At 75.1% G+C, this 17282-nt stretch carries 12 protein-coding genes, 1 tRNA gene and 1 pseudogene; 10 read left to right on the forward strand and 4 right to left on the reverse strand.

Annotated elements, in window-relative coordinates:
• Positions 1 to 42: 42 nt before the first annotated feature.
• A complete protein-coding gene (locus tag VM95_RS31330) occupies positions 43 to 759 on the reverse strand; it encodes a TetR/AcrR family transcriptional regulator (protein WP_045703255.1) in 717 nt (238 codons plus the stop codon).
• A 132-nt stretch (positions 760 to 891) separates the two neighbouring features.
• On the opposite strand from VM95_RS31330, the gene VM95_RS31335 reads away from it, so the two are divergent.
• From VM95_RS31335 to VM95_RS31350, 4 genes are all read left to right on the forward strand, one after another.
• Positions 892 to 2604, forward strand: a complete 1713-nt coding sequence (locus tag VM95_RS31335; RefSeq protein ID WP_078860821.1) for a carboxyl transferase domain-containing protein — start codon at positions 892 to 894, stop codon at positions 2602 to 2604.
• A 92-nt stretch (positions 2605 to 2696) separates the two neighbouring features.
• Positions 2697 to 4964, forward strand: coding sequence for an acetyl/propionyl/methylcrotonyl-CoA carboxylase subunit alpha (locus VM95_RS31340; protein WP_045703221.1), 2268 nt, complete (start codon positions 2697 to 2699; stop codon positions 4962 to 4964).
• Complete coding sequence (locus tag VM95_RS31345) at positions 4961 to 5947, forward strand: hydroxymethylglutaryl-CoA lyase (RefSeq protein ID WP_045703223.1); 987 nt, start codon at positions 4961 to 4963, stop codon at positions 5945 to 5947. Before VM95_RS31340 ends, VM95_RS31345 begins: the two co-directional genes overlap by 4 nt.
• Positions 5948 to 6149: 202 nt before the next feature.
• On the forward strand, positions 6150 to 7340 hold the full coding sequence (locus VM95_RS31350) for an acyl-CoA dehydrogenase family protein (RefSeq protein WP_045703260.1): 1191 nt from the start codon (positions 6150 to 6152) through the stop codon (positions 7338 to 7340).
• Between the two features lie 107 nt (positions 7341 to 7447).
• Here the strand turns inward: VM95_RS31350 and VM95_RS31355 are convergent, their stop codons facing one another.
• Complete coding sequence (locus VM95_RS31355; RefSeq protein WP_045703262.1) at positions 7448 to 7930, reverse strand: universal stress protein; 483 nt, start codon at positions 7928 to 7930, stop codon at positions 7448 to 7450.
• 1121 nt (positions 7931 to 9051) lie between these two features.
• Between VM95_RS31355 and VM95_RS44785 the strand changes: the two genes are divergently transcribed.
• The gene (locus VM95_RS44785; protein ID WP_052707687.1) at positions 9052 to 10281 is read left to right on the forward strand and encodes an HAD family hydrolase; all 1230 of its coding nucleotides are present in this window, start codon (positions 9052 to 9054) and stop codon (positions 10279 to 10281) included.
• A gap of 47 nt (positions 10282 to 10328) precedes the next feature.
• On the opposite strand, the gene VM95_RS44790 is transcribed toward VM95_RS44785, so the two are convergent.
• On the reverse strand, positions 10329 to 11159 hold the full coding sequence (locus tag VM95_RS44790) for a GNAT family N-acetyltransferase (protein ID WP_052707688.1): 831 nt from the start codon (positions 11157 to 11159) through the stop codon (positions 10329 to 10331).
• 992 nt (positions 11160 to 12151) lie between these two features.
• Between VM95_RS44790 and VM95_RS31375 the strand changes: the two are divergent.
• The 5 genes and pseudogenes from VM95_RS31375 to VM95_RS31395 all read left to right on the forward strand — a co-directional run.
• Positions 12152 to 13151: pseudogene (locus VM95_RS31375) on the forward strand (helix-turn-helix domain-containing protein); the annotation flags it as partial.
• A gap of 925 nt (positions 13152 to 14076) precedes the next feature.
• Positions 14077 to 14679: an oligoribonuclease gene (gene orn / locus VM95_RS31380; RefSeq protein WP_045703229.1), complete on the forward strand. Its 603-nt coding sequence runs from the start codon at positions 14077 to 14079 to the stop codon at positions 14677 to 14679.
• Between the two features lie 207 nt (positions 14680 to 14886).
• Positions 14887 to 14962, forward strand: a tRNA-His gene (locus VM95_RS31385).
• A 145-nt stretch (positions 14963 to 15107) separates the two neighbouring features.
• Positions 15108 to 15554 carry a DUF4442 domain-containing protein gene (locus VM95_RS31390; RefSeq protein ID WP_045703231.1) on the forward strand — a complete coding sequence of 149 codons (447 nt, stop codon included), beginning with the start codon at positions 15108 to 15110 and terminating at the stop codon, positions 15552 to 15554.
• Between the two features lie 158 nt (positions 15555 to 15712).
• Positions 15713 to 16681, forward strand: a complete 969-nt coding sequence (locus tag VM95_RS31395) for a hypothetical protein (RefSeq protein ID WP_157882250.1) — start codon at positions 15713 to 15715, stop codon at positions 16679 to 16681.
• Between the two features lie 61 nt (positions 16682 to 16742).
• Here the strand turns inward: VM95_RS31395 and VM95_RS31400 are convergent, their stop codons facing one another.
• On the reverse strand, positions 16743 to 17204 hold the full coding sequence (locus tag VM95_RS31400; protein ID WP_045703236.1) for a GNAT family N-acetyltransferase: 462 nt from the start codon (positions 17202 to 17204) through the stop codon (positions 16743 to 16745).
• Between the last annotated feature and the right edge of the window lie 78 nt (positions 17205 to 17282).

The raw sequence follows: 17282 nt of genomic DNA on the forward strand, positions 1-17282 counted from the left end.
GGGCGGGGGCGGGGGTGCGGGTGGACCTGCGGGCGGGGCGACTCAGGCCTCGGTTTCGGCCCCGGCCCCGGCGTTGGCGTTGGCGTCGGCCGGGGCTCCAGCGCCGGCTTCAGCTTCGGCGCCCGCGCCGGCTGCCGAGTCCGCGGCGGCCGCGAAGGCGCCGTGGGCGAGGGCGTGCAGCAGGGCGGCCATGCCGTCGCGCTGGAGACCGGCACGCTCGCCCTGACCCGGGTTCGAGCCGAGGCTGTGCGGGGTCGAGTTGATCAGGCCAAAGACGGCGTGCACGGCCGCCCGGGCCACCGGCTCGGCGCCGGACACGGCCAGCGGCGGGTAGGCCTGCCGGACCACGTCCACCCACAGTTCGACGTAGCCGCGCTGGAGGCGGCGGACGGTGCGGCGGTCCTCCTCCTTGAGATTCAGCAGCTCGCGGTCGTGCAGGGTGATCAGGTCGCGGTCGTCGAGGGCGAACTCGACGTGGCCGCCGATCAGTGCGTCCAGGGCGGCGTGCGGTCCGCCCCCGCCACCGGCCCGTCGCCGGCCCTCCTCCAGCAGGCGCTCGCTGATGCCGATCAGCAGATCGGCGAGCATCGCGTCCTTGCCGGCGAAGTGACGGTAGAGGCCGGGGCCGCTGATGCCGACCGCCTTGCCGATCTCGTCCACGCCCACGCCGAGGAAGCCCCGGGCGGCGAACAGCCTCGCGGCCTCGCGGCGGATCTGGTCACGGCGCGTGAGTGCGGAGGCGGTCGGGGCGTTCGGCATGCCGTCCATCGTAGACAGTCGGGTTATCGACCGTTAACCTGGCCGCGTAAGTTAACGTTCATTAACGTGGGGACCGTGGCCGCACCGCACCCGGCCGCCGTCCTGGTGCCGAGGGCAAGGGAGCTCTTGGGAATGGTCATCTCAACCGCCGGAACGCCCACCGGCGTCCAGCTCAGCGCAACCACCGGCACCGCTGCCGTGCCGGGTGCCGCAGCACCGGGAGCAGCCGCCCCGGCGCCCCGGCTCGGTACCTCCGCGGACCCGGGCTCCGCCGCCTACCAGGCCAACGCCGAGGCGCACCGGGCCCTGGTCGCCGAACTGCGGGCGAAGCTCGACGCGGCCGCGCTCGGCGGCGGCGCCAAGGCCCGCGCCCGCCACACCTCGCGCGGCAAGCTCCTCCCCCGCGACCGGGTGGACACCCTGCTCGACCCGGCCTCGCCGTTCCTGGAGCTGGCCCCGCTGGCGGCCGACGGGATGTACGGCGGGGCGGCGCCCGCCGCCGGGGTGATCGCCGGCATCGGCCGGGTCGCCGGCCGCGAGGTGGTGGTGGTCGCCAACGACGCCACCGTCAAGGGCGGCACCTACTACCCGATGACGGTGAAGAAGCACCTGCGCGCCCAGGAGGTCGCGCTGGAGAACCGCCTCCCCTGCGTGTACCTGGTGGACTCGGGCGGCGCCTTCCTCCCCATGCAGGACGAGGTGTTCCCGGACCGCGACCACTTCGGCCGGATCTTCTACAACCAGGCCCGGCTCTCCGCCGCGGGCATCCCGCAGATCGCCGCCGTGCTGGGCTCCTGCACGGCCGGCGGCGCGTACGTCCCGGCGATGAGCGACCAGGCCGTGATCGTCCGCAACCAGGGCACGATCTTCCTGGGCGGCCCGCCGCTGGTGAAGGCCGCCACCGGCGAGGTGGTCACGGCCGAGGAGCTGGGCGGCGGCGAGCTGCACTCCCGCACCTCCGGCGTGACGGACCACCTGGCCGAGGACGACGCCCACGCCCTCTCCCTGGTCCGCACGATCGTGGCCGGGCTCGGTCCGCGTGAGCCCAGGCCGTGGCCGCTCGCCCCGGTCGAGCCCCCGGCCGTCGACCCGGCCGGCCTGTACGGGGCCGTGCCGGTGGACCCGCGCACGCCGTACGACGTCCGCGAGGTGATCGCCCGGCTGGTCGACGGCAGCCGCTTCGCCGAGTTCAAGGCCGAGTACGGTTCGACCCTGGTCACCGGCTTCGCCAAGATCCACGGCCACCCGGTCGGCATCGTCGCCAACAACGGCGTGCTGTTCGCCGAATCGGCCCTCAAGGGCGCGCACTTCATCGAGTTGTGCGACCAGCGCGGCATCCCCCTCCTCTTCCTGCAGAACATCACCGGCTTCATGGTCGGCCGGCAGTACGAGGCGGGCGGCATCGCCAAGCACGGCGCCAAGATGGTCAACGCCGTCGCCTGCACCCGCGTCCCGAAGCTGACCGTGGTGATCGGCGGCTCGTACGGAGCCGGCAACTACTCGATGTGCGGTCGGGCCTATTCACCTCGCTTCCTGTGGATGTGGCCGGGCGCCAAGATCTCCGTGATGGGCGGCGAGCAGGCGGCCTCCGTCCTCGCCACCGTCCGCCGCGACCAGTTGGAGGCGCACGGCGAGCAGTGGCCGGCGGAGGCGGAGGAGGAGTTCAAGCGCCCGGTCCGCGAGCAGTACGAGCACCAGGGCAACGCCTACTACGCCACCGCACGGCTCTGGGACGACGGCGTGATCGACCCGATGGACACCCGCACCGTGGTCGGCCTCGCCCTCACCGCCTGCGCCAACGCCCCGCTGCCGCCCGCCGGCCCGTACGGCGTCTTCCGGATGTGACCCCCGGCGCCGGCGAACCGCGTTCGCCGGCGCACCTCCCCTTCACCTCCACCTCCTTCGTACGGCCCCCTCGACCCGGAGGAACGCCTCCCATGTTCGACACAGTTCTGGTCGCCAACCGCGGCGAGATCGCCCTGCGGGTGATCCGCACCCTGCGGCGGCTCGGCGTCCGTTCGGTCGCCGTGTTCAGCGACGCGGACGCCGACGCCCCGCACGTCCGCGAGGCGGACGTCGCGGTCCGGCTCGGCCCGGCCGACCGCAGCGACAGCTCGGCGGCCGAGACCTACCTGCGGACCGACCAGATCCTCGCCGCCGCCCGCCGCACGGGCGCCCAGGCCGTCCACCCCGGCTACGGCTTCCTCGCCGAGAACCCCGGCTTCGCCCGCGCCTGCGCCGACGCGGGCCTCGTCTTCATCGGACCACCTCCCGGTGCCGTCGAGTTGATGGGTGACAAGATCAACGCCAAGGAGGCCGTTCGGGCCGCCGGCGTTCCGGTGGTCCCCGGCAGCCAGGCCACCGCGCCCAGCGACGAGGACCTCGTCGCCGCCGCCGACGAGATCGGCTACCCCGTACTGCTCAAGCCGTCCGCCGGAGGCGGCGGCAAGGGCATGCGCCTCGTGCGGGACCGCGCCGACCTGCCCACCGAGATCGCCGCCGCCCGCCGCGTCGCCCGGACCGCCTTCGGCGACGACACCCTGCTCCTGGAGCGCTGGGTCGACCGGCCGCGCCACATCGAGGTGCAGGTGCTCGCCGACGCCCACGGCACCACCGTCCACCTCGGCGAGCGCGAGTGCAGCCTGCAGCGCCGCCACCAGAAACTGATCGAAGAGGCTCCCTCCGTTCTCCTCAATGCCGAGACCCGCGCCGCGATGGGCGCCGCGGCCGTCCGCGCCGCGGAGTCCTGCGGCTACACCGGGGCCGGCACCGTGGAGTTCATCGTCCCCGGCATCGACCCGGACTCCCCCGCCTCCGCCTCCACCGAGGGGGTACGGGACTTCTTCTTCATGGAGATGAACACCCGCCTCCAGGTGGAACACCCCGTCACCGAACTCGCCATCGCCATCGGCGAGGACTCAGCCCGACTCGACCTGGTCGAGTGGCAGCTGCGCATCGCCGCCGGCGAACCGCTCTCCTTCGATCAGTCCGACGTCTCCTTCCAGGGCCACGCCATCGAGGCCCGCATCTGCGCCGAGGACCCGGAACGCGACTTCCTGCCCACCGGCGGCCGCATCCTCACCCTCGAAGAGCCCCGGGGCGAGGGCATCCGCGTCGACTCCGGCGTCGCCCCCGGAACCGTCATCACCAGCGCCTACGACCCGATGCTCGCCAAGGTCATCGCGTACGGGCCCGACCGCCCGACCGCGCTGCGCCGGCTCCGCGCCGCGCTGGCCGACACCCGCGTCCTGGGCGTCACCACCAACACCGGCTTCCTGCGCCGACTGCTCGCACACCCCGAGGTCGTCGCCGGCCGACTGGACACCGGCCTGGTGGAACAGACGGCCCAGCAGCAGCCGGCCCTGCTCGCCTCGCCCTACTCCCCGGCGAACGCGTCCCCGGCGAACGCGTCCTCAACGGACGCGGCCACCCCGGTGGATCCCGCCGCCCCCGCGGCGACCGAACCTCCGTCATCTGCCCACCTCCTCTACTACGCGGCCGCGCTGGCGCGGCACCTGGACCTGACCCCGGCCGCCGACCCCGGCGGCTGGACCGACCCGTTCTCCCTTCCCTCCGGCTGGCGCCTGGGCGGCACCCCCGCCTGGACCGCCCACCGGCTCCGGGCCCCCGGCCAGGACCCGGTGTCGGTGCGCATCCGTTCGATCACTGCGGGCAACGTAGCCGACACCACTGACAATTCCGCCGGGCGCATCATGGAGGTGGAGCTCCGCCTCGACGCCGGGCCCGTCCACCGCGCCCGCGCGGCCCGGGTCGGCGACCGGCTGCACCTGACCGTCGACGGCCTGCAGACCGCCTTCGCGCTGGCCACCGACACCGACCCCGGCCTCGCCGCCGGCCCGGTGACCTGGCTCGGGATCGAGGGCGATGCCTGGCCGGTGCACGCCCACGACCCGGTCGGCGAGAGCGCCGCCGCGGCCGGCGCCCACCACGGCGCCCTGACCGCCCCGATGCCCGGCACCGTCACGGTCGTCAAGACCACGACGGGCGAGACGGTCCGCAAGGGCCAGCCCCTGCTCGTGCTGGAGGCCATGAAGATGGAACACGTGATCGCCGCGCCGCACGACGGCGTGGTCGCCGAGCTGCGGGCCACCGCCGGCGCGACCGTCGCGATGGAGGACCTGCTGGTCGTGGTCACCCCGACCGAGGACGCTGCCGGGCCGGCCGCCGCGGAGGTGCGGTCGTGACCGCCGCGACGCACGAGCCCGACGCCCTCGACCTGGGCCTGCCCGACCCGGTCCGCGCCGCCGACCTGCCCGAGGAGGTCCGCATCCACGAGGTCGGGGCGCGCGACGGGCTGCAGAACGAGAAGTCCCTGGTGCCCGTGGAGGTCAAGGCGGAGTTCATCGCCCGGCTCGCGGCCGCCGGACTGCGGACCGTCGAGGCCACCAGCTTCGTTCACCCGAAATGGGTACCGCAGCTCGCCGACGCCGAGGAGCTGATGCCCCGGCTCGCCGACCTGCCCGAGCGTCACCCCGGCCTGCGGCTGCCGGTGCTGGTGCCCAACGAGCGCGGCCTCGACCGCGCGCTCGCCCACCGCGCCACCGACATCGCGGTCTTCGCCAGCGCCACCGAGACCTTCGCCCGGCGCAACCTCAACCGCTCCGCGGACGAGGCCATGGCGACGTTCCGCCCGGTCGTGGCCCGGGCCACCGAGGCCGGGACGGCCGTCCGGGGCTACCTCTCGATGTGCTTCGGCGACCCGTGGGAGGGGCCCGTCCCGGTCGAGCAGGTGGTCCGGTACGGCGCCGAGCTGCTGGACATGGGCTGCGCGGAGCTGAGCCTCGGCGACACCATCGGCGTCGCCACGCCGGGCCAGGTCGACGCCCTGCTGGCGGGCTTCGCGCGGGCCGGCGTGCCGGTCGACCGGATCGCCGTGCACTTCCACGACACCTACGGCCAGGCGCTCAGCAACACCCTGGCGGCGCTGCGCGCGGGCGTCACCACGGTGGACGCCTCGGCCGGCGGCCTGGGCGGCTGCCCGTACGCCAAGAGCGCGACCGGCAACCTGGCCACCGAGGACCTGGTGTGGATGCTGCACGGGCTCGGCATCCGGACCGGCGTCGACCTGCGCGCGCTGGTCGCGACCAGCGGCTGGATGGCCGAGCGGCTGGGCCGACCGAGCCCGTCCCGAACCGTCCAGGCCCTGCTCGGCGCCGCCCGGGGCTGACCCGCCCCGGCGGCGGCGCCCCCGCTCGGCGCCGGCTCCCGCACCGGTTCGGCGTCGGCCCCGGCCCCGGCCGCACGGCCCGGCCGGCACCGAGCACCACGTTCATCCCTCAACCACACCGTGCGACTGTCACACCGTCAGACAGGAGCCGGTCATTCCGCGAATGCCCGCGGCCACCCCGGCCGGGCACCAGGAGGATCAGATGCTCGACCACCGACTCAGCAGCGAGTACGAGGAACTGCGGCGCACCGTCGCCGAGTTCGCCCAGGACGTGGTGGCCCCGAAGATCGGCGAGTTCTACGAGCGGGAGGAGTTCCCGTACGAGATCGTCCGGGAGATGGGCCGGATGGGCCTGTTCGGCCTGCCGTTCCCGGAGGAGTACGGCGGCATGGGCGGCGACTACTTCGCGCTCGGCCTGGCCCTGGAGGAGCTGGCCCGCGTCGACTCCTCGGTGGCCATCACCCTGGAGGCCGGCGTCTCGCTCGGCGCGATGCCGATCTACCGCTTCGGCACCGAGGAGCAGAAGCGCGAGTGGCTGCCCCGGCTGACCTCGGGCGAGATCCTCGGCGCCTTCGGCCTGACCGAGCCCGAGGGCGGCTCGGACGCCGGCGCGACCCGCACCACCGCGCGGTACGACGAGACCACCGACGAGTGGGTCATCAACGGGACGAAGTGCTTCATCACCAACTCCGGCACCGACATCACCGGGCTGGTCACCGTCACCGCCCTCACCGAACCGATCGCTCGTTCGAGTGAAGAAGGCGAATTCCGCTCGCCCACGCGGGAGATCTCGTCCATCATCGTGCCCACCGGGACCCCGGGGTTCCAGGTATCGAAGAAGTACTCGAAGGTCGGGTGGAACGCCTCCGACACCCGCGAACTGTCCTTTACCGACTGCCGCGTTCCCGCGGCCAACCTGCTGGGCGAGCGTGGCCGAGGCTACGCCCAGTTCCTGCGCATCCTCGACGAGGGGCGCATCGCGATCGCCGCCCTGGCCACCGGCCTGTCCCAGGGGTGCGTGGACGAATCCCTCAAGTACGCCGGCGAGCGCCGGGCCTTCGGCCGGCCGATCGGCGCCAACCAGGCCATCCAGTTCAAGCTCGCCGACATGGAGCTGCGCGCCCACACCTCCCGCCTGGCCTGGCGGGACGCGGCTTCCCGGCTGCTGCACGACGAACCGTTCAAGAAGGAGGCCGCGATCGCGAAGCTGTACTCGTCCGAGGCCGCCGTCGACAACGCCCGCGACGCGACCCAGATCCACGGTGGGTACGGCTTCATGAACGAATTCCCGGTCGCCCGGTTCTGGCGCGACTGCAAGATCCTGGAGATCGGGGAGGGGACGTCCGAGGTGCAGCGGATGCTCATCGCCCGGCACCTCGGCGTCGAGTCCTGAGAGTCGATTCCTGAGAGTCGATTCCCGAGGGACGTCACCGAGTGGTGTCCCTGAGGAACCTGCCTGAGGAACCTGCCTGAGTCGTCCGGCCCACCCGGTCGGCCGGCTCAGGGGATCACGATCACCGGGCGGTTGGCCCGCCGCGCCAGCCGTCCGGAGACCGAACCGAAGATCTTGCCGAGCAGGCCGTGCGTCGTGCCGACGACGATCGCGTCGGCGGCGTACTCGCGGCCGACCTCCTCGATCTCGTGGCAGATGTCGCCGCCGCGCTCGATCAGGATCCAGGGCACCCCGCTGAGGAAGTCCGCGCAGGCCAGCTCCAGGCCCAGGACCTCGGTCCGATGGTCGGGAAGGTCGACGAAGACAGGAGGCTCACAGCCCGCCCAGACCGTGGCGGGCAGGCGGTTGGCGACGTGCACGATCACCAGGCCGCACTGGGAGCGGCGCGCCATGCCGACCGCGTAGGCGAGGGCGCGCTCGCTCGACAGCGAGCCGTCGAAGCCGACCACCACGCCGTGCTGGAACACCGGGTCGGGGGCGCCCGTCTCGGTCTCCTGCGCCGAGGGCTCGCCGTGCGCACCGCCGGGCACGCCGGGCCCCGCCTCCGGGCGCTCGGCGCCCGGGCCCAGGCGGCCCGTCACCGGACGTCCCCCAGGGTCGGCCGGGAACTCGCCACGCCGCTGGCGGGGCCCGGGGCGGTCACGGCGGTCGGCGCCGACGCGTCCGGCCTCGCCACGTCCCGCGAGACCACGCCCGGCAAAACCGCGCGGGACGAGGCCACGCCCGACGAGACCGCGCAGCGCTCGTGCCAGGCCTCGGGGGCCGGCTCGCTCGGTGCCCGCCTCGCCAGGGCCCGCGTCGCCGGGAGCAGGGGTGTCGGAGGCTGCGGTACCGGGGCGCTCGTCGCCCGCTTCGCCGTCCGCCTCGCCGGCCGGTCGGCGGCGGTTCGGGACGCCGGGGCGCTCGTCAGGGCGCTCGCCCGTGCCGGGCCGGTCTCCGGCCTGCCCCCGGTCGTCGCCGAAGGCGCCGTCACCGCAGACGTCGGCCAGGTCGTCGCCGCGTGCCTCGTCGGCATGCCCGCCGTCACCGCGATTCCCGTGGTCGTCGGCCGGGACGAGGTCCGCGCGGCCGCCGTCGGCGCCGGTTCCTGCGCCGGTGCTGCGGGACGCGTCCGGTTCCACCGGTCGGGAAGGCTCAAAACCAGCCATGGCTCACGGCTCTTCGAGGGAGAGGGGCCGACAGGAGTGGACAACGCTGCCCGGGCAGCAGGCCCGCCCACGGGATGACGTCGGTCTGCGCCGCGCAGCACCGTATGTGACCTGTTCCTTTCAGAGTACGACGGGCGCGGGGCCCGGCCCACCGGCCGAGCCCCGGAGCGACGTTGTTCCCGCGAAAGGGGGATGCGCCCGCCGCGGCGGTGCGCCCTGCCCGCGAGCGGTCGCGCCCCCTCCGGAATGGAGGTTCCCTGGAGCTTGACTGAGCGGACCGGGCGGCGCAACAGGCCCACGGGACACCGTGACCGGACTGTCATGGATCGGCGACGATCCGTTGCCGGTTGTCGCGAACCGTGACGTCACACGCGCCCCACCAGCCCCGGGCGGCTCCTCCGGCCCACCCGCCCAACTGGTGCCACAGTCCGTTTCGGCCACTTCGTACGGCTTCGCGACGGCGTCTGGCATTTGCCACATGCATAGGCGCCGACGCTGGCACCATGCTCGGCATGCCCCTGCTGCTGTTCGACCTCGACAACACCCTGTTGCCCCGGGACGCCGCCTTCCGGGCCTGGGCGCAGGACTTCCTGTCCGAACACGACCTACCGCCCGGCGACGTGGAATGGTTCGTCACCCTCGACGGCAGCGGCTACGTGCCGCGCAGCACCGTACTGTCCGCCGTCCGGCGCCGCTACGGCCTGGACGCCTCCGTCGAGTTCCTGCTCGCGCACTTCCGACGCGGCATCAACTCGCACATCCGCTGCCCGTCCGGGCACGTCGCGGCGCTGGAGGCCGCGCGGGCGGCCGGCTGGACGCTGGGGATCGTCAGCAACGGCGGCACCCGGCCGCAGTTGGAGAAAATCCGGCGGACCGGGCTGGGGGCACTGGTCGACGGCTGGGTCATCTCCGAGGAGGCCGACTGCGTCAAGCCGGACCCGCTGATCTTCGAGATCGCCGCCCGGCGGTGCGGCGTCGCGCCGACCGGGGACTGGACCGCGCACACCTGGATGGTCGGGGACCACGCCCCCGCCGACATCGCCGGCGCCGAGCTCTCCGGACTACGCAGCGTCTGGTTGCACCACGGGCGGCCGTGGTCGGAGATCGGCTACCGGCCGACGTTGAAGGCGGCCGGCCTGCCGGAGGCGGTGGGCCAGGTGCTCTCCGCCCGCACCGCGCCCTCCCTCCGGCCGGGCATCCGAGCGGGTGGAGCGGCCAAGCGGCGGATCGCGGGCGCGCCGGCACGGGCGACGGCGCCGCTCGGCGCGCGATCCGGCGCGCACTCGGCGACGGCCGCCCCGGACGGCCCGGGTGCGCCCGTTGCCGCGAACGCCGGACCGGGCGGCGCCCCGGGCGCGGGGGCCGGGTCGGGTGTCCGAAACCGCTCCGGCGGGTTTGCCGTGCTCGCGGACAAGCTCCCACGCGCGGGCGCGGGCGCGGGCGCGGGCTCCGACACCAGGGCGGGCGCGGCGACGGGCGCCGCGCCGGAGGCGGGGCCGCAGGGGCATCGCGCTGCTGCGGCCGTGCGCCCAACTCCCCTCCGCGCGACGGGCGATGGAACGGGCTCCACCCCCACCACCGGACCGGCCACGGCACCGGTCACCGCCCCCGCCGCCACCCCCGCCACCCCCGCCACCGCAGCGGTCGGCGGGCGCAGCGGCGCCCCGCGCACCTCGCCGATCAGCGCCGCGCGCCCCACCCCGATCACCGAACCGGCCGCTGTCGCCCAGTAGTTACGGCAGCCGCGACGACGGCCCGGGAGCCGGGCCGACCGTCGCGCTCACCCGCCCGCGACGGCGAGGGACCACCGGCAGGTGCGGGCCGATTCGGTGAAGCCCAGCTTCCGGTAGACCGGTTCGCCGAGCGTGGAGGCGACCAGGGTGGCCGGGCGGTCCGGGTGGGCGTGGGCGAGCGCCGCCCGCGTCACGGCGGCGCCCACCCCCTGGCCGCGCCGGCCGGGCAGCGTGGCGACCCAGTAGACGCCGGTCATCAGGCCGTCGTCGTAGGTGAGGCAGGCGCCCACCGGGTCGCCGTCGATGCTCCCCAGCCAGCCACGGCAGCCGGGTTCGGCCAGCAGCCGCCACGGGAGCGCGTCGCCCCGGACCCAGGGCTGCCGGGCGGGCAGCGGGAATCCGTCCACGATCACCCGCTCGACCTGGGCGAAGGTGTCGGCGTCCAGCGCCTCGACGACCGTCAGAAGGCTGCCGTCACGGGTCCGCGAAGTCGCGGGCGGCACAACCGCCCCGTGCTCGGCCGCCCCGTGCTCGGCCGCCCCGTCAACGGCCGGTCCGGGTTCGCGGAACATCACCGGCATCACCGAGACCCGGCCGGGCCCGAAGGGGTGCAGGTCGAGCCCGCCGTACAGGTCCTCGACGGCCAGGCTGACGGTCGACCACTCCGCCACGAGCTCGGTCAACTCCCGTTCCACTAATCCTGGTTCGGCGTACGGGCGGGTGATCACCACGCGGTGGACGTCGTCCGGGGTGCGGGCTCCGCGCACGGCCGTCCAACCGGGGCGGACGCGGGTCTGCCAGCCGTGGACGCGGGCCTGGGCGAGCCAGAAGGATGCTGAGTTGTCGTTGGCCTGTTCGAGCCGGCGGTCTGTGTTCACGGCAGGACCGTAGCCCGGCCGCCGGGGTGCCGGTTCCGCCGCCCCGGCCATGGCCGGATGAAGCCTGGGAGGCGCACGGTCCGGGCGCGTGCGCCCTCGCGTGCACCGCCGATTTTCGGTCAATTTCGCGCGGGCGACTCCCGCTTGGACATATCCGCAGCCCAGACCCGCCGCTCGGGCGCGCGGAGGCCGGGCGCCCCGGGAACCGCCCCGCAACAACCGGCCACCCTTGCACCCGCCCTCTTCCCAGAAAGGTCGACGGGTGCCACGCTTCGTGATCGAATGCATCACGCCAAATTGCCATGTCGACATAGCGTCGGATGGTGAACTTGTCACAACGGCAATGGTCCACCGGATAGATTTCGATCTTGGCTAGCAGTGCCGCACCACCCACACCACACCACCGAGGGGGCTTGAGCGCCTTGAGCAGGGTGAGCAGGAGCGACGCGGGTCCGGACAGCGGCCAGGCGGTGGCCGGTATCGCGGCTCGATCCGCGAGAAGCACTGGCACCTCCGCGATCGCCGCCACCCGCAGCTCCGGCGCCCCGGGCACCTCCGGCCCGGCCTCGCACTCCCCCTACGCCTCGGCCCCGTCCGCCGCCGGCCCCGCTCCGGCCGAGCACGGCGGCAGCCCGGCACCGTACGGCGCGCAGCCCGCCCAGGGCGGCCACCCGGGCTTCGCCGGACCACCCGTCAGCCGAGGCACCGTCAACCAGGCCCAGGGCTACGGCGGCGACCACGCCACCGCCCCCGGCCACCTCGGCGCGCCGGGTCACCCCGGCCACGCCCCCTACCCCGGCCACCCGGGCACCGGCACCGCCCCGTTCCCCGGTGGCGCCGGTGGCACCGGTGCCACCGGCGCTCTGGGCGGTTCGCTCGCCGGCCTGGCCGGCGGCACCACCCTCGGCCACCCCCCGCTCGGCCACAGCCCCCTCGGCTACGGCGGCGGCAACGGCAACGGCACGAACGGCTCCCCCGCCTCGACCACCACGGTGGTCGCCCCGCGCAAGCTGTCCGGCCGGCGCCGCCGGGAGACCGTCGCCGTCCTGATCTTCGGCGGCGCCCCGATCTTCGAGAGCTCGATCCCGCTCTCGGTCTTCGGCGTGGACCGCCAGGACGCCGGGGTGCCCCGCTACCGCCTGCTGGTCTGCGCCGGGGAGGACGGCCCGCTGGCCACCACCGGCGGCCTGACCCTCTCCGCCCCGTACGGCCTGGAGGCCCTCGCCCGGGCCGGCACGATCGTCGTACCGGCCTGGCGCTCGATCTCCCAGCCGCCACCGGTCGAGGCGATCACCGCGCTGCGCAAGGCCCACCACGAGGGCGCCCGGATCATCGGCCTCTGCACCGGCGCCTTCGTCCTCGCCGCCGCCGGCCTGCTGGACGGCCGTCCGGCGACCACCCACTGGATGTACGCGCCGACGCTGGCCAAGCGCTACCCCCGGGTGCACGTCGACCCGCGCGAGCTGTTCGTCGACGACGGCGACGTGCTCACCTCGGCGGGCACCGCCGCCGGCATCGACCTGTGCCTGCACGTGGTGCGCACCGACCACGGCGCCGAGGCGGCCAACGCGCTGGCCCGCCGGCTGGTGGTGCCGAGCCGCCGCGGCGGCGGAGGACAGGCCCAGTACATCGATCAGTCTTTACCGGAGGAGATCGGCAACGACCCGCTGGCCGAGGTGGTCACCTGGGCGTTGGAGAACCTGAACCAGCAGTTCGACGTCGAGGTGCTGGCGGCCCGGGCCTACATGAGCCGGCGCACCTTCGACCGGCGGTTCCGCACGCTCACCGGCAGTGCGCCGCTGCAGTGGCTGATCACCCAGCGGGTGCTCCAGGCGCAGCGGCTGCTGGAGACCTCCGAGCTGTCGGTGGACGACGTCGCGCGCCGGTGCGGGTTCCGCTCGCCGGTGGCGCTGCGCGGGCACTTCCGGCGGCAGCTCGGGGTCTCCCCGGCCGCGTACCGGACCAGCTACCGGGCACGCCGCCCCGGCCAGCAGGCGCCTGCGCCGGTCGGCGGGCACGTCGGCGACCTGCGGCTGCCCGGCGCGCTGCCGCACCCGGTGGGGGCGTCGATCGGCGCGGCGGCGGGCGGCGCGGTCTTCGCCGGGACGGCGCACGGCGGTTCCGGCGCGCAGCCGGCGCACCCGTTCGCGGCCGGGCCCGGGGCGTCGACGCAGGTCGGCCCGCACGGCCAGCCGGTCGGGCCCGGTCCGTACCCGCAGCAGGGCCAGCACGGTCAGGGCGCGCCCTTCGCTCCGGGGCAGCCCGGGGCGCCGGCCGCCCAGGGCTTCCACCCGCGGACCGGTCAGCCGTACCCGCACCAGCAGGCCGCCCAGCAGCCGTACCCCGCGCAGCAGGGTCAGGGCGCGGGGCGCGGTCCGGCGCGGCCGCCGGTGGTGCCGCCGCAGGTCGGGCCGGGTGCCGGGCGCCCGCCGCGGACCGCCGAGCACGCGGCGGCCGAGGACGGCCACCCGCAGCCCGGTGTGCGCGGCCAGGGCCAGGGGCACCGCAGTGCGGCCGAGCGGCCCTCGGACGAACCGGGGGTGCCCGGCTCGGGCGCGGCCGCGCGCGGTCACGGCGCTGCCGCCGGACGGATGCCGGCCACCGCCGCCGGGCAGCCGACGGCCGGGGCGGGCGACCTCCGCGGCCGTCCCGTCCGGGCGCCGCAGGTCCGCGCCCAGGCCGCCCAGGGTCTCCCGGGCGCTCCGGGTGGCCGGGCGGCGGCCGAGGGTGGCCGGGCGGCGGCCCGCGAGGCCCGTCCGGGCCGGGACGGCCGGCTTCCGCACGAGGCCGGGGACGAGTCGGACGGCTCCGGCCCGCACGGTGGGGCCCAGGAGCACCGGGCCGAGGCCTGCCCGCCGGACGCCCGCTCGGCTCCGCCGGTGCCCGCGGCGCGTGATCGCGCCGTAGGGTGAGGTGCGTGAATGACCGCTTGGTATGGATCGACTGTGAAATGACCGGCCTCGACCTCGACCGGGACGCCCTGGTCGAGGTCGCGGTGCTGGTGACGGACTCCGAGCTGAACATCCTCGGCGAGGGCGTGGACGTCATCATCCGCCCGCCGGCGGAGGCGCTGGCGAACATGCCCGAGGTGGTGCGCACGATGCACACCGCCTCCGGGCTGTTGGACGAGCTGGAGCAGGGCGTGACCCTGGCCGAGGCCGAGGAGCGCGTCCTCGCGTACGTGCGCGAGCACGCGCCGGAGGCCGGGAAGACGCCGCTGTGCGGAAACTCGGTGGCCACCGACCGCGGCTTCCTCGCCCGGGACATGCCCGCCCTGGAGAAGCACCTGCACTACCGGATCGTGGACGTCTCCTCGATCAAGGAGCTGGCCCGCCGCTGGTACCCGAAGGCGTACTACAACAGCCCGCCGAAGGGCGGGAACCACCGGGCGCTCGCGGACATCCGCGAGAGCATCGACGAACTGCGGTACTACCGCGAGGCGGTGTTCGTCCCCCAGCCCGGGCCGGACGCCGACACCGCGCGGGCCATCGCGGAGAAGTACCGGGCCGCGGCCGACTGAACCGGAGCGCCTCCCGGCGCGGCCCCGCTCCTCCGGCCCCCGCTCCCCTCGTCCCCGTTCCGGGACGTCGGGGCGGGGGCCGCGTCGTCGTCGGAGCGGGGGCCCGGGTTCACCGGAACGGAACCCTGGCGCGAGCACCCTCTCGGATCCTGTAGAGTTCTTCCTGTCGGAACGGGAACGCGAGAGCGGGAACGGACCGGACAGATGGTGGGTGTAGCTCAGTTGGTAGAGCACCTGGTTGTGGTCCAGGTGGCCGCGGGTTCGAGTCCCGTCACTCACCCCAGAGCCTGAGGGGCCGATCTCTTCAAGAGATCGGCCCCTCAGGCGTTTTCGCGCGCCCTCCCGGCGAGGCCTCAACTGCGGCCGGTGGTCGGGCTTTTCCGCTCCGCCCCTGCCGCCGGAAGCTACCGGCTAGTAACATCGTCGCCATGACCACACCTACGATCGGCCAGATGCTCGACGCCACCGTGCCGATGGCGCACACCCTCAAGCTCGAGTACCTGGAGACCACCCCGGAGCGCGCCGTGCTCCGGCTGCCCGACCAGCCCGCGTACCACAACCACGTCGGCGGCCCGCACGCCGGCGCGATGTTCACGCTCGCCGAGTCCGCCAGCGGCTGCATCGTGCTCGCCGCCTTCGGCGACCAGCTGTCCCGGGCCGTGCCGCTCGCCGTGAACGCCGAGATCGCCTACAAGAAGCTCGCCATGGGCGAGGTCACCGCCACCGCCGTGCTCGGCCGCCCGGCCGCCGAGGTCGTCGCCGAGCTGGACGCCGGCGGCCGCCCCGAGTTCCCGGTCACCGTCGAGATCACCCGCGCCGACGGCGCCGTCACCGGTGTGATGACGGTCACCTGGACGCTCCGCCCCAACTCCTGACCGCCGCACGGCCGGTGGCCCCGGACGCGGGACCCGCGGGGCCACCGGCGCGATGACCGCCCGCGACGGCGCGCGTGACGGGAGGCGGCACGGCGGCCGAGACGGCAGGCGTGACGGCAGGCGTGACCTGGCCGCCCATCGGCTCGTTCTCGATTCACGTGCGAGCCAATCACGCGACCGATCCCCAGGAACCCGCCCCCCGCGGCGTCACCGGTGCGGCCGCAGGTGCGGCCACCGGTGCGCGGCACACGATCGGCCGGTGGCTGCCCCGCCCGCGCGTCGCCGCGGCCGGCGGGGCCCTGCTCGCCCAGCTCTGGGGCTTCGGCACCCCCGCGGCCTACGCGGTGACCGCCGACCCCGCCGCCGATCAACCCCACCCGGCCGTCCGCCGAGCCCCCTACGGCGGGACCGCTCAGCACGGGACCGCACCGGGCGGGACCGCGCCGGGCGGGGACGCGCCGGGCGGAGGCGTACGGAACGGGGACGGGCGCGACCGGGCCGTTCACGACGGGACGGCGCGCGACGGGCAGTCAGCCGGACGGTCCGCCGGGCAGGGGCCGGCCGCCGGGAACGGAGCGGCCAACGCCCCCGGACCGGTCGGGCCCCCGGACGGCGACGGCCTCCGGGAACGCGTCCGGGCGGGCGGGCTGCCCCTGCCCGGCGAACGGGCGGCCCTGCCGGACGCGTTCGCTCTCGCCTCCGGCCTGCTCGGCGGCATCCCCGCCCAGACCCGGCCCGCCGAACCACGCGCCACCCGCGCGGGCGAACCCACCGACCTGCCCACCGTCCCCCGACAGCGGGCCGCCACCACCCGGCCCGCCGAAGCGCAGCTGCCGTCCGGAGCCGCCACCGCGCGCCCGGCCCGGGACGCCACGGGCACGACGGACGGGCCCGGCGCCCCGGCCGCACCGGACGGGGGCGCGAACCCCGCGCGGAGCGCCACCGCGCCCACCACCACGCCGGTCGGTGCCGCGGCGCCCGAGGAACTCGCCCTGGCCGACACCGCCACGGTGACGACGGTGGACGGCTCCGCCACCGCGACCGCCGTCCTCGCCCCCATCGCCGCCGGACTCCTGCTCACCGGCGCCGCCATGTGCAAGCACCGCGGACTGCCGCGCGGACACTGAGCGGGAGGATGCGGGGAGGACGGCAGGCTGACGCGCGGGCACCGGGGTCGGCCACGGCGGCTCAGCCCGCCGGGGCCAGCTCCACGACCAGCAGCGGGAGTTCCCGCCCGGGTATCGAGCCGGAAGGCGTGGCGCCGACGCGGACCGCGCCCATCGCCAGGTAGAAGCGCTCGGCGTTCGGGTCGGAGTCGATGGTGAACCGGCGCAGGCCAAGCGCCACGGCCCGGCCGCGCACGTGCTCGAACAGCGCCCGGCCGACACCCCGGCCGATCGCCGGCGGGTCGACGAACAGCATGTCCAGCGCGCCGCCCGGCGGGACGGCGGTCAGCGCGACGAAGCCCAGCACCTGGCCGTCCTCCTCGGCCAGCTCCACGAAGCCCCGCTCGATCGCGGCGGCGTCGACGGTCAGCTCCTCGCGGCAGGCGGCCATGAACGCCTCGTCGTAACCCCAGTGCGCCTTGGACCGCAGGGCGAGGTCGGTGAGCTGCGCGGCCTCGCCCGGCCGAGCCGGTCTGATCTGCATGACGCCCCCTCCGATCGGTGACGGCGCCATTGTGAGCCGCAACTCGGTCGCCTGCAAACGGTTTTCGGGAGCAGCGCG

Source organism: Streptomyces rubellomurinus, from assembly GCF_000961885.1.
GTDB lineage: Bacteria > Actinomycetota > Actinomycetes > Streptomycetales > Streptomycetaceae > Kitasatospora > Kitasatospora rubellomurina.

What these genes read in the sequence shown, in the direction of transcription:
- VM95_RS31330 (WP_045703255.1), bottom strand. Translation starts at nt 759, where the DNA reads ATGCCGAACGCCCCGACCGCCTCCGCACTCACGCGCCGTGACCAGATC.
- VM95_RS44785 (WP_052707687.1), top strand. Translation starts at nt 9,052, where the DNA reads ATGCTCGGCATGCCCCTGCTGCTGTTCGACCTCGACAACACCCTGTTG.
- VM95_RS31400 (WP_045703236.1), bottom strand. Translation starts at nt 17,204, where the DNA reads ATGCAGATCAGACCGGCTCGGCCGGGCGAGGCCGCGCAGCTCACCGAC.
- VM95_RS31335 (WP_078860821.1), top strand. Translation starts at nt 892, where the DNA reads ATGGTCATCTCAACCGCCGGAACGCCCACCGGCGTCCAGCTCAGCGCA.
- VM95_RS31390 (WP_045703231.1), top strand. Translation starts at nt 15,108, where the DNA reads ATGACCACACCTACGATCGGCCAGATGCTCGACGCCACCGTGCCGATG.
- VM95_RS31350 (WP_045703260.1), top strand. Translation starts at nt 6,150, where the DNA reads ATGCTCGACCACCGACTCAGCAGCGAGTACGAGGAACTGCGGCGCACC.
- VM95_RS31340 (WP_045703221.1), top strand. Translation starts at nt 2,697, where the DNA reads ATGTTCGACACAGTTCTGGTCGCCAACCGCGGCGAGATCGCCCTGCGG.